This window comes from Mesorhizobium sp. LCM 4577 (assembly GCF_001854795.2).
Taxonomy (GTDB): Bacteria; Pseudomonadota; Alphaproteobacteria; order Rhizobiales; family Rhizobiaceae; genus Mesorhizobium; species Mesorhizobium plurifarium.
Genome location: NZ_MDDU01000035.1, coordinates 232,477 through 244,500, shown reverse-complemented (window position 1 = coordinate 244,500; position 12,024 = coordinate 232,477). Strand labels below are relative to the sequence as shown.

At 64.8% G+C, this 12,024-nt stretch carries 12 protein-coding genes; 11 read left to right on the top strand and 1 reads right to left on the bottom strand.

Annotation, left to right across the window (positions count from 1 at the left end; genetic code table 11):
* Positions 1-89 precede the first annotated feature (89 nt).
* Both LCM4577_RS26070 and LCM4577_RS26065 read left to right on the top strand, forming a co-directional pair.
* The gene (locus LCM4577_RS26070; protein ID WP_071074084.1) at positions 90-698 is read left to right on the top strand and encodes a cupin domain-containing protein; all 609 of its coding nucleotides are present in this window, start codon (positions 90-92) and stop codon (positions 696-698) included.
* Positions 688-1,773: an ABC transporter ATP-binding protein gene (locus LCM4577_RS26065; RefSeq protein ID WP_071074083.1), complete on the top strand. Its 1,086-nt coding sequence runs from the start codon at positions 688-690 to the stop codon at positions 1,771-1,773. The genes LCM4577_RS26070 and LCM4577_RS26065 overlap by 11 nt, the downstream gene beginning before the upstream one ends.
* A gap of 13 nt (positions 1,774-1,786) precedes the next feature.
* Here the strand turns inward: LCM4577_RS26065 and LCM4577_RS26060 are convergent, their stop codons facing one another.
* The gene (locus LCM4577_RS26060; RefSeq protein ID WP_071074082.1) at positions 1,787-2,488 is read right to left on the bottom strand and encodes a GntR family transcriptional regulator; all 702 of its coding nucleotides are present in this window, start codon (positions 2,486-2,488) and stop codon (positions 1,787-1,789) included.
* 232 nt (positions 2,489-2,720) lie between these two features.
* On the opposite strand from LCM4577_RS26060, the gene LCM4577_RS26055 reads away from it, so the two are divergent.
* The 9 genes from LCM4577_RS26055 (at position 2,721) to LCM4577_RS26015 (ending at position 11,959) form a co-directional block, all read left to right on the top strand.
* Entirely contained in the window at positions 2,721-3,761 is a 1,041-nt protein-coding gene (locus LCM4577_RS26055; protein WP_071074081.1) for an ABC transporter substrate-binding protein, read from the top strand.
* Positions 3,762-3,841: 80 nt separating this feature from the next.
* Entirely contained in the window at positions 3,842-4,921 is a 1,080-nt protein-coding gene (locus LCM4577_RS26050; protein ID WP_071074170.1) for an ABC transporter ATP-binding protein, read from the top strand.
* The gene (locus LCM4577_RS26045) at positions 4,918-5,841 is read left to right on the top strand and encodes an ABC transporter permease (RefSeq protein ID WP_071035429.1); all 924 of its coding nucleotides are present in this window, start codon (positions 4,918-4,920) and stop codon (positions 5,839-5,841) included. Before LCM4577_RS26050 ends, LCM4577_RS26045 begins: the two co-directional genes overlap by 4 nt.
* Positions 5,838-6,638 (top strand): ABC transporter permease, encoded by an 801-nt coding sequence (locus LCM4577_RS26040; RefSeq protein WP_040990946.1) that lies wholly within the window; start codon positions 5,838-5,840, stop codon positions 6,636-6,638. The genes LCM4577_RS26045 and LCM4577_RS26040 overlap by 4 nt, the downstream gene beginning before the upstream one ends.
* Positions 6,639-6,660: 22 nt before the next feature.
* A complete protein-coding gene (gene ggt / locus LCM4577_RS26035; protein WP_071074080.1) occupies positions 6,661-8,247 on the top strand; it encodes a gamma-glutamyltransferase in 1,587 nt (528 codons plus the stop codon).
* A gap of 50 nt (positions 8,248-8,297) precedes the next feature.
* Positions 8,298-9,827, top strand: a complete 1,530-nt coding sequence (locus LCM4577_RS26030) for an acyl--CoA ligase (RefSeq protein ID WP_071074079.1) — start codon at positions 8,298-8,300, stop codon at positions 9,825-9,827.
* The gene (locus LCM4577_RS26025; RefSeq protein WP_071074078.1) at positions 9,827-10,804 is read left to right on the top strand and encodes a 2-dehydropantoate 2-reductase; all 978 of its coding nucleotides are present in this window, start codon (positions 9,827-9,829) and stop codon (positions 10,802-10,804) included. The genes LCM4577_RS26030 and LCM4577_RS26025 overlap by 1 nt, the downstream gene beginning before the upstream one ends.
* Positions 10,805-10,906: 102 nt before the next feature.
* On the top strand, positions 10,907-11,518 hold the full coding sequence (locus tag LCM4577_RS26020; RefSeq protein WP_071035433.1) for a 2'-5' RNA ligase family protein: 612 nt from the start codon (positions 10,907-10,909) through the stop codon (positions 11,516-11,518).
* 87 nt (positions 11,519-11,605) lie between these two features.
* Entirely contained in the window at positions 11,606-11,959 is a 354-nt protein-coding gene (locus LCM4577_RS26015) for a nuclear transport factor 2 family protein (protein WP_071074077.1), read from the top strand.
* Positions 11,960-12,024: the final 65 nt, after the last annotated feature.

Below are 12,024 nucleotides of genomic sequence, written 5' to 3'. Positions count from 1 at the left end.
GCTGGAACACCCCTCATCCGTCTCGGCGCTATCGCGCCGATCCACCTTCTCCCACAAGGGGAGAAGGGAAAGACAACGAGGACTGTTGCATGGACTTAGTGGACGAAGCCGCCGAGAAACCGAAGGACGATGCCGACATTCGCGTCGGTCGGCGCGTGCGGGCGCTGAGGCTCGAGCGCAAGCTGTCGCTGGCCGATCTCGCGGCGAAAGCCGGCATCTCCATTGGCGCGCTCAGCCAGATCGAGCGCGGCATGTCCTCGCTGCGCGTCAAGGTGATCTGGCCGCTGGCGGCGGCGCTCGATATCGAGCCGTCGGCGCTGATCACGGATGGCAACGAGGCGGTCAACGACCTCTATTGCGTGCGCGCCGACAAGCGCCGCGCGATCCCGGTCAAATCCGAAGGCATCGCCAAGGCGCTGCTGTCGCCGCCGGCGGCGACGCTCACCGGCATGCTGGTGACGGTCGAGGCCGGCGGCGGCACGGCGGAGGCCTACGCCCATGCCGGCCATGAATTCGGCTTCGTGATGGGGGGCGAGGTCGAGCTGGTGGTCGATGCCACCACCTATGTGCTCAAGGCCGGCGACAGCTTTGCCTTCAAGAGCACGCTGCTGCACGCCTTCCGCAACCCCGGCGCCGAGCGCTGCCAGATCCTCTGGGTCAACACCACCAAGCCGTCCGAGGTGCGCGATGGCGCCTGAACCACTCGTTCGGCTGCAGAAAGTCTCGAAAGTCTTTCCGGGCGGCATTGTTGGGCTTGATGGTGTCGATCTCGACATCGCTCCCGGTGAGTTTCTGACCCTGCTTGGACCCTCCGGCTGCGGCAAGACGACCAGCCTGCGCGTCATCGCCGGCTTTGAGAGCCCGACGAGCGGCAATGTCTTGCTCGAAAACCGCGACATCACCGGCCTGCGGCCCTTCGACCGTCCGGTCAACACCGTCTTCCAGGACTATGCGCTGTTCCCGCATATGGATGTCGCGGCCAATGTCGGCTTCGGCCTGTCGCTGCGCAAGCTCACCAGTGCTGAGCAAGCCAAACGCGTCCGCGAGGCGCTCGACATGGTAGGCCTTGCCGACAAGCTGCGCGCCCGCGTCTCGGAACTGTCCGGCGGCCAGCGGCAGCGCGTCGCTTTGGCCCGCGCCATCGTCTGCGAGCCGCGCGTGCTCCTGCTCGACGAGCCGCTGTCGGCGCTCGACGCGCATCTGCGCGAGCAGATGCAGGTCGAGTTGAAGCGGCTGCAGTCGCGGCTGGGCACCACCTTCGTCATGGTCACCCACGACCAGACCGAGGCGCTGTCGATCTCGGACCGCATCGTTGTCATGAACAAGGGCCGCATCGAGCAGATCGCGCCGCCGGCGACGCTTTACGACCGGCCCGCGACGCGCTTCGTCGCCTCCTTCATCGGCACGATGAATCTGCTGCAGTCGCGCTTTGTCGGCCGCGACGGTGAGCGCCTGCGCTTCGCCGCCGGCGAACTGCCGCTGGAGGCGACCTCAGACAACGGCGAGACGCCCGTCGCCGGCGACACCCGCACCATCGGCGTACGCCCGGAGGATCTGCTGGCTGACGGGGAAGCCGGTGAAGGAACCGCGCCGGCGCGGGTGAGCGGCGTCGTCTTCCATGGCCGCACGCTGCGCCTGCATGCCGAGTTGGGCGAGGGGACCGCGATCATCATCGATGCGCCCCGCCGCGCCGACGGTTCGCAATTCAGCGTCGGCGACGTGGCGCATGTCAGCCTGCGGCGCGGCGCGAACTGCCCGATGCTTTCAAGCTGATGCGACCGGCCTCTCACGACGCCTTGGCAAAGAATCCCTGATAGTCGGACTTGGCCTGCAGCAGGCGCAGGATGTTCTCGCGCGAGCCGCGCACATGGGCGCGGGCGCGCTCGCCGGCCAAAGCGACATCGCCGGCGCAGATCGCGTCGACGATACCGGCATGTTCCTCGCGGGTGAGCTTCCATTCGTCCAGCCACAGAAGCTCCGTCCAGACATATTGCTGGCATTTGTCGAGGATGCCGCAAAGCATGCCGTAGAGCATCTCGTTGCCGCTGATCTCGGCGATCACCCGGTGCAGGTCGATGCCGACCTGGAGTTCCTCGAATTTCTCCCTTGTGCTGCGATCCGGGATCGCCGCCAGCCGCTCGCATTCGGCGAGCATGTCGCGCAGCTTCGCCTTGTCGGCGGCGGTCGCATTGGCCGCCGCGAGTTCCGTCGCGCGCCCGTCGAGCAATTCGCGGATGTCAAAGGCCTCGCGGAACATGGTCAGGTTGAACTCGGCCACGACGTAACCCTGGCGCGGCCGCCCGATCACCAGCCCGTCGCGCTCCAGCCGATTGAAGGCCTCGCGCACCGGCGTGCGGCTGACCTTCAGGCGCTCGGCGATCTCGTTTTCGGTCACCCGGCCGCCCGGCGGGATCTGGCCGGTGATGATCAACGCCTTCAGCTTCTCGAACACCGAGTCGCGCAGCGTGTTTTTCCGTTCCTTTTTCAAACGTCCGCCTCCAACGGCCCCAACGCAGAATCGCAGTCTAAAGCTTTTTAGCCCTTGCTTGAAATCAGGCCGTTTCGCGCACCGTGCGTGGCGCCGCCGCTTCCCGCTGTGAAAAGCGCTCGCTGACGACGACCCGTGTTGACATCGCTCTGCCGTAAGTTACACTCAAAATTGTATACAAATTCGCATACCAAATCAACGATAACGGGAACACCGGTTGGAGAAGCGAAAAATGACGAAGAGACTTTGTATTCACGGCATGGCCGTCGCTGGCCTGCTCGCCTCGGTCGCCGTTCCGGCATCGGCTGCCGACACCATCACCGTCGCCTCATGGGGCGGCACCTATCAGGAAGCGCAGACCAAGGCCTTCTTCGATCCGACGGCCAAGGACCTCGGCATCACCATCAAGCAGGACACCACCAACGGCCTCGACGACGTTCGCCTGCAGGTCACCGGCAACGCCGTCAAATGGGACATCACCGAGCTTGGCGCCGATGAATGCGCGCGCGGCGCCAAGGAGGGCCTGTTCGAGAAGCTCGACTACAACGTCATCGACAAGAGCGGCATCAACCCGAAGCTTGTCCACGACGATTGGGTCGGCATCTCCTACACCTCCGTGGTGCTGATCTACCGCACCGACGTCTTCGGCGACAAAGGCCCGAAGACCTGGGCCGATTTCTGGGACGTGGAGAAATTCCCCGGCCGCCGCGCGCTTTCCGGCAGCCAGTCGACCGAAACGCTGAGCGTCGCCGCTTTGGCCAAGGGCATTCCGATCGACAAGGTCTATCCCGTCGACATCGACGGCGCGCTGCAGTCGGTGGACAAGATCCGCGGTCATATCGATGCCTGGTGGACCTCCGGCGCGCAGGCCATGCAACTCGTCAAGGACGGCGAGGTCGATATGGCGAGCATCTGGAACGGCCGCGCCGRCACGCTGAAGAAGGAAGGCGCGCCCGTCAGCTTCTCCTTCGACCAGGGCGTGCTCACCGCCGACTGCATGGTCATCCCGAAGGGCTCGAAGAACAAGGACATCGCCATGAAGGCTCTGGCCAAGTTCGTCAGCCCCGATCTCCAGGCCAATCTGCCGCTCTATGTCGACAACGGCCCGGCCAACGAGAAGGCTTTCGAGACCGGGAAGATCCCGCAGGATCGCATCAAGGACATCAATTCCTCGCCCGAGAACGTCAAGAAGCAGGTGTTGCAGGACCCCGCCTTCTGGCGCGACACCCTCGTCGAGGCGACCGAGAAGTTCAACAACCTGATCCAGCAATAGCGATCTCAACGGAGCGGTGCCCATGAGGCGCCGCTCCGCATCGTTTCGCGAAAAATGATCCGGAGTTGAAGGAGATGCTCTTGTCTGTCGCGCCGTCCGCGCTTCCCATCGGCATCAGCGGCATCGAGAAACGCTTCGGCGGCCTGTCGGTGCTGCATGATCTTGGCCTCGATGTCGCGGCAGGGGAGTTCCTGACGCTGCTCGGGCCGTCGGGCTCGGGAAAGACGACGCTGCTGATGATCCTGGCCGGCTTCGTTCGGGCCAATGCCGGTTCCATCAAGGTCGGCGGCGAGGAGATCATCACCATGCCGCCGCACAAGCGAAACATCGGCATGGTGTTCCAGAACTATGCGCTGTTCCCGCATATGAACGTCTTCCACAACATCGCCTTTCCGCTGAAGCAGCGCCGCGTATCGGCTGCTGAAACGGCCGAACGTGTCGAGAGGGCGCTGGACCTCGTCCAACTGAAGGGTCTCGGCGAGCGCCGCGTCGACCAGCTCTCCGGCGGCCAGCGCCAGCGTGTGGCTTTGGCCCGCGCCATCGTCTTCGAGCCGCGCATCGTCTTGATGGACGAGCCGCTGTCGGCGCTCGACAAGAGCCTGCGCGAGCACATGCAGATCGAATTGCGCAATTTGCACCGAAGGCTGGGCATGACCACCGTCTACGTCACGCACGACCAGCGCGAGGCGATCACCATGTCGGACCGCATCGCCGTCATGAATGCCGGGCGCATCGAGCAGATCGACCAGCCGGAAGTTCTCTACGCCAGGCCCAGGACCAAATTCGTCGCCGGCTTCATCGGCGAATCCAGCTTCATTCCGGTCGAATGCCGCAATAGCGGCGTCTGGCACGAAGGCGGCAAGCTGCGCATGAAGGATCCGATGCCGTCTGCCGGCCGGCATTTGATGGTGGTGCGGCCGGAGAAGCTGCGCGTGATCGCCGGCGAACCCGCGGGCGACGTCAATACCCTGCCGGCAACGGTCGGCGACCTGATCTATCAGGGCGACAGCTTCGTCTGCTACGCGACGCTCAAGGACGGCCGGCAGGTGATTTTGCGCGACYATTGCCGTTCCGACGTGCTGGCAAGACTGCCATCGCCGGGCGAGCCGATCACGCTCGGCATCGATGCGCAGGATGTCGTGCTGGTGGCCGACCAATGAGTGTCGCATCCGCCAGCCTCGATCATGCCGGTCGGTCCGGTGGGGCGCTCAATGCCGATGCCTTGCGCGCCGATGCCCGGCGGGAATCGCATGGCACGCTCGCGCTTCTGTCGCCCGGGCTGTTGCTGGTCTTCGCCGTCATCATCGTGCCGATCGGCTGGCTGTTCTGGCTTTCGCTGTTCGACGAGACCGGTCAGCTCAGCGCTTCCAACTATGCCCGCTTCTTCGAGCAGGCCTCTTACATCAAGACCTTCGTCACCACTTTCAAGGTGGCCTTCGTGGTCACCGGCGCCTGCGTGCTGTTCGGCTATCCGCTGGCCTATATGCTGTCGCAGCTGCCGCGCCGCGCCGCCGGGGTCTGCCTGATCTTCGTCATCCTGCCGTTCTGGACCTCGGTGCTGGTGCGCACCTATGCCTGGCTGGTCATCCTGCAGCGCAAAGGGCTGGTGAACACGTGGTTGATGGATCTCGGCGTCATCTCCCAGCCGCTGCCGCTCGCCAACAATTTCGCCGGCGTCGTCATCGGCATGACCCACATCATGCTGCCCTTCCTGGTGCTGCCGCTTTATGCGTCTATGAAGAGCATCGACACCGACTGCCTGCGCGCCGCCATGAATCTCGGCGCCAGCCCCTCGGCCACCTTCCGGCAGATATTCCTGCCGCTGTCGCTGCCGGGCTTAGCCTCGGGCGTGGTCATCGTCTTCGTGCTCTGCCTCGGCTTCTTCGTCACGCCGGCACTGATGGGCGGCGGCAAGGTCATCATGTGGGCGATGCGCATGGAACAGACCACAAGCCTCTATTCCAACTGGGGCGCGGGGGCGGCGCTCGGCGTCGTGCTGCTCGCCGTCACGCTGGCGCTGCTCGGCCTGTTCCACCGGCTGCTCGGCGCCCGCGCAACCGGAGTCTGGAGCCGGCGATGAGCATGGAAAACGCCCTGCCCATCTCGCATCGGCAACGCCTTTGGCTTTACGCGCTCGGCGGCCTCGTCATGCTGTTCCTGATCGCCCCGTCAGTGATCATCGTCATCATGTCCTTCTCCGGCTCGTCGCTCTTGCAGTTCCCGCCGCAGGAATGGTCGTTGCGCTGGTATGAAGCCTATTTCGGCTCGCTCGAATGGCGCGACGCCACCATCGTCTCGGTCAAGGTTGCGGTGATGACGGCGGTCGTCGCAACGCTGCTCGGCACCGCCGCGGCCTACGCCATCAATGCCCGCACGCTGCGGCTGACGGGCGTCATCAACGCGCTGCTCACGGCATCGCTGATAATCCCGGTCATCCTGATCGGTATCGGCACCTTCTTTCTCTATGCCCGCATCGGCCTCAACAACACGCTGACCGGCCTCGTCATCGCGCATACGGTGCAGGCGTTGCCGCTGGTCGTGCTGACCGTGCTTTCGGGGCTAAGGTCCTACGACATGAACCAGGAGATGGTGGCGCGCAGCCTCGGCGCCGGGCGCTTCTCCGCCTTCTTCCAGGTGACGATGCCGCAAATAAGATTCTCGATCGTCTCGGGCGCGCTGTTCGCCTTCATCACCTCCTTCGACGAGGTGGTGGTGTCGCTGTTCATCTCCGGCGGCGAGACCACGACGCTGACGCGCCGCATGTTCAATGCGCTGCGCGATCAGATCGATCCGACGATCGCCGCCATTTCGACTTGCCTGATCGTGCTATCGATCGTTTTGTTGTCCGCCGCCCAGCTTTTCGGCCGCGGACGTTGAGTTCAGGGATACCAAAACCAGCATGCGTGACTTCCAGTTTCCCGGCCGCTCGCCGGCCCGCGCCACCGAAGCGATGGCCGCGACCTCGCATCCGTTGTCGACGCTTGCCGCTATCGACATGCTGCGCTCCGGCGGCAACGCCATGGACGCCGCGGTTTGCGCGGCCGCGGTGCAGGCCGTGGTCGAACCGCAATCGACCGGCATCGGCGGCGACTGCTTTGTGCTCTATTGTCCGAAAGGGCAGGGCGAGGTGATCGCCTTCAACGGCTCCGGCCGCGCACCCGCCGCCGCGACCGTCGACTGGTACCAGGACAAGGGATTCAGCGAACTGCCGAAGCAGGGCCCGCACGCGGTTACGGTTCCCGGCGCCGTCGACGCCTGGTGCCGGCTGTTGGAAGACCATGGCCGCAAGGGCTTGGCCGATGCGCTCGCTCCAGCCATCCGTTACGCTCAAGAAGGCTATGTCGTGCACGATCGTGTCGCCTTCGACTGGGAAGATCCCGAGACCGACCTGTCGGCCGACGAGGTGGCGACGCGCATCTTCCTGCCGGGCGGCAAGCCCCCAAAGCCGGGCGACATCCACCGCCAGCCGGAGCTGGCGGAGACCTTGCGCGTCATCGCGAAAAAAAGCCGCGCCGGTTTCTATGAAGGCGCGGTCGCGGAGGACCTCGTCGGCCGCCTGCGCGCGCTCGGCGGCCTGCACACGCTCGACGATTTCGCCGCCACCAAGGGCGACTACCGGACCCCGGTCGGCACCGCCTATCGCGGCTACGACATCCACCAGATGCCGCCCAACAACCAGGGCCTGACCGCGCTTTTGATGCTGAACCTGCTTTCGGGCTTCCAGTTGGGCAAGCTCGATCCGGGCGGCGCCGCCCGCCTGCACCTCGAGATCGAGGCAGGGCGTCTGGCCTACCAGGACCGCGATGCGTATGTCGCCGACCAGGATCATGTCGACGTGCCGGTCAAGGCGCTGCTTTCCAGCGCCTATGCCGACAGCTTGCGCGCCGCAATAGACTCCGAGCGCGCCATGACGCATCTGCCGCGTCTCGATCTTCCGGGCAGCGACACGGTCTATATCAGCGTCGTCGACCGCGACCGCAACGCGGTGAGCTTCATCAACTCGACCTATTATTCCTTCGGCAGCGGTGTCGTCGGCCCCAGGACCGGTGTCGTGCTGCAGAACCGTGGTTCCAGCTTCTGCCTCGATCCGAAGCACCCGAATGCAATTGCACCCGGCAAGYGGCCGATGCACACGATCATGCCGGGCATGATGACGAAGGATGGCCGCGCCATGATGCCCTTCGGCGTCATGGGCGGCGGCTACCAGCCCTTCGGGCATGTGCATCTTTTGACCAACATGATCGACTTCGGCATGGACCCGCAGCAGGCGATCGACGCGGCGCGGGTGTTCTACAACCACGACGTCGTCGAGGCCGAGCGAAGCGTGCGCGCCGATGCGATCGAAGGTCTGCGTCGGCTTGGCCATCAGGTGGTCGAGTCCGGTCATCCGCTGGGCGGCGGGCAGGCGGTGCTCATCGATTGGGAAAAGGGCACGCTGACCGGCGCTTCCGATCCGCGCAAGGACGGCCTGGCGCTCGGATATTGAGAAGGCCTTTGCTGGACATCGGCCGATCGTTCGAAACATAGTCTGGAACCATGACAAACAGCGAAAACGCCACCGATCTTGCCCATCGCCTTGCACCCGGAGCCGACAACGCGCCGGCCATCGCCGCGCCCGAGCGAACGGCCCTCTCGCATGGCGGACTGCGCCGCCTGATCGGCGATACCGTGGCGCGCTTGAACGCGCTGGGCATCGGCCGTGGCGATCGGGTCGCCATCGTGCTGCCCAACGGCCCGGAGATGGCCACGGCTTTCATCGCCGTGGCGGCCGCCGCGTCCACCGCGCCGCTCAATCCGGCCTACCGGGTCGACGAGCTCGATTTCTATCTGAGCGATATCGGCGTCAAGGCGATCCTCGTCGGCAAGGACGAGCAGGGCCCTTCGGTCGAAGTCGCCGGGCGCCTCGGCATCCCCGTGCTGCGGCTGGTGGTGCCGGAAGGCGCGCCGGCCGGCGCCTTCACGATTGAGGGCGATCCGGTCGGATCGCCGATCGCATCCGGTCTGGCCGCCGATGGCGATGTCGCACTTCTTCTGCACACATCCGGCACCACCTCGCGTCCGAAACTGGTGCCGCTCAGCCACGCCAACCTCGCCGCCTCGGCAGCCCATATAGGGGCGACGCTCGGCCTGACGCCGGCCGACCGCTGCCTCAACATCATGCCGCTGTTTCATATCCACGGCCTGATCGCCGCGGTGCTGTCCTCGCTCGCCGCCGGCGGCAGCGTCTTCTGCACGCCGGGTTTCAATGCGCTGCGTTTCTTCCAGTGGCTCTCAGAGGCCAAACCCAGCTGGTACACCGCGGTGCCCACCATGCACCAGGCGATCCTGCCGCGTGCCGCGCGCAATCCGGAACAGCTTGCCGGGGCGAAGCTGCGCTTCATCCGCTCTTCCTCGGCGTCATTGCCGGCGCAGGTCATGGCCGAGTTGGAGAAGACCTTCGGCTGCCCGGTGATCGAGGCCTATGGCATGACCGAGGCCGCGCATCAGATGGCGTCCAACCGCCTGCCGCCCGGACTGCGCAAGCCAGGCAGCGTCGGCGCGTCGGCCGGACCGGAAGTCGCCGTCATGGCGCCGGACGGGCGGCTGCTCAAGGCCGGCGAGATCGGCGAGATCGTCATTCGCGGCCCCAACGTCACYGCCGGCTACGAAAGGAACCCGGACGCCAATGCCAGCGCCTTCGCCCATGGCTGGTTCCACACCGGCGACCAGGGCGTGCTCGACGAGGACAGCTACCTGCGCGTCACCGGCCGGCTGAAGGAGATCATCAATCGCGGCGGTGAAAAGATCTCGCCGCTCGAGGTCGACGACGTGCTGATGGATCATCCGGCGGTGGCGCAGGTCGTCACCTTCGCCATGCCGCATGACAAGCTGGGTGAAGAGGTCGCGTCCGCAGTCGTGCTGCGCGAAGGCCAGAGCGCCAGCGAGGCCGACATCCGCGGCTTTGCGTCGACCCGGCTCGCCGACTTCAAGGTGCCGCGCAAGGTGGTGATCCTCGATGAAATCCCGAAGGGCGCCACCGGCAAGCTGCAGCGCATCGGTCTCGCGGCAAAACTCGGGCTCGGCTGATGCGCATTGCAGTCTTTGGCGCTGGCGCCATCGGCGGCTATCTTGCCGCCAAGCTGGCGATCGCCGGCAATGTCGATCTTTCGGTAGTGGCGCGCGGCGCGCATCTGGAGGCGATCAAGGCCGACGGCCTTCGCCTGATCGAGGACGGCAAGGAAACGGTTGGCGTGGTCCGCGCCGCTGCCCGCGCCGATGAACTCGGCGTGCAGGACTATGTCGTGCTGGCGCTGAAGGCGCATTCGGTCGGGCCTGCGCTTGACCAGATAGCACCGCTGCTCGGGCCGGACACCGCCGTCGTCACCATGCAGAACGGCGTGCCATGGTGGTATTTTTACGGGGCCGGCGGCGCGCTCGAGGGCACGCGGCTCGACGCGGTCGATCCAGGTGGTGCGATCTGGGAGCGCATCGGCCCGCAGCGCGTCATCGGCTCCGTCGTCTATCCGGCCGTGGAGGTCGACGCGCCCGGTCTGATCCGGCATGTCGAGGGAACGCGCTTTTCGCTGGGCGAGCCGTCCGGCGAGAAGAGCGAGCGAGTGACCGCGCTTGCCCGCGAAATGGTCAAGGCCGGGCTGCAGGCGCCGGTGCGCGAGGACATCCGCTCGGAAATCTGGGTGAAGCTCTGGGGCAACCTCTCCTTCAACCCGATCTCGGCCCTGACCGGCAGCACGCTCGCGGCCATCGTCGCCGACGAAGGCACGCGCGCCACCGCCCGCGCCATGATGCTGGAAGCGCAGGCGATCGGCGAGCGCCTCGGCGTGCGTTTCCTCATCCCCGTCGACCGGCGCATCAAGGGCGCCGGCGATGTCGGCGAGCACAAGACCTCGATGCTGCAGGACCTCGAGCGCGGCCGCCCGATGGAGATCGACGCGCTGGTCACGGCCGTGCAGGAGCTCGGCCGCCTGACCGGCCAGCCGACGCCGACCATCGACACCGTGCTGGCGCTGGTGCGCCGGCTGGCGATCGAGCGCGGGTGTTATTGACTTCATAGACGTGAAGATCGCCCGCCCTTGACTCTTGCCAATGTTCCTGTTTTGTTCTTGTTACGAGCTTAAACAGGAGCGTTCTCAGCCGAACGAGTACGGATGTCTCGGCAGCAAGAGTTTGATTTCGGGATCCCGATTCCTCCACTGCAGCCGAAGCGGCCCGACCGGGTATTCTTCGCGCTATTTTTGCAGGCCAAGGATCGTGCCGCGTTTTGGTCGCTGCAGACACATCTCTGCGATCTCAATGGGATAACTGGGCCGCTGCTACTGAAAGAGCGATTTCACGTCAGTCAACAGCATGTCGGTGACTACAAAAGGCTTCGATCGAAAATCGAATTCGCGGCAAAGCGAGCTGGCCGGTTGGTTGAAATGCCGGCGTTTGAAGTCACATTTCGCCATGCCGTAAGTTTTCCGGGGCGCCCGGCGGCAAAAGGCAGACCGCCATCGCGTCCGTTTGTGCTTTTGGCGGACGATGGGCCGGTCCGCGAACTCAGCCGGCGGATTGGCATTGCGATGAAGGCAAACGGTCTCAAGTCGGCGGATCATTTTGTCCCGCATATGACGCTTGCCTATGACGAGAAATTCGTCCCCAGGCAGCCGATCGATCCAATCGGCTTTGTAGCAAGGGAGTTTGTCCTCATTCACAGCCTGCGCGGCCTGACGATCTACAAGAATTTGAGCCGCTGGCCGCTGATGGCCGCGCCATCCTGACACGAATTGTCACCTGCGGAGCGGCGCATCGCTGGCAGGCGAACGATCGGTCCCTATCTGATCTCTTGTCCAAACCGGGAGGAAATCATGACCACTGCGGAAATTGCCAAGGATTTCACCGAACTCCTCAGGAAGGGCGACAGCCACACCGCCGCCGCGAAATACAATGCCGATGACATCGTCAGCTACGAAGCCATGGAAGGCCCGATGGCCGTGTGCAACGGCAAGGAAGCCGTCAAGCAGAAGGGCGAATGGTGGGAAGCCAACCACGAGGTTCACGGCGGTTCGGTCGAGGGTCCCTACGTCAATGGCGACCAGTTCGCGCTGCGCTTCAGCTTTGACATAACGCCCAAATCGACCGGCGAACGCGTCAAGATGGATGAGGTAGGCCTCTACACGGTCAAGAACGGCAAGATCAGCGAAGAGCGGTTCTACTACTGAGGCTTGCTGGCCTTGGGCTGCGAACGCCCTTCGCAGCATGATCTAGCAATCAGGCATGGCGGCCT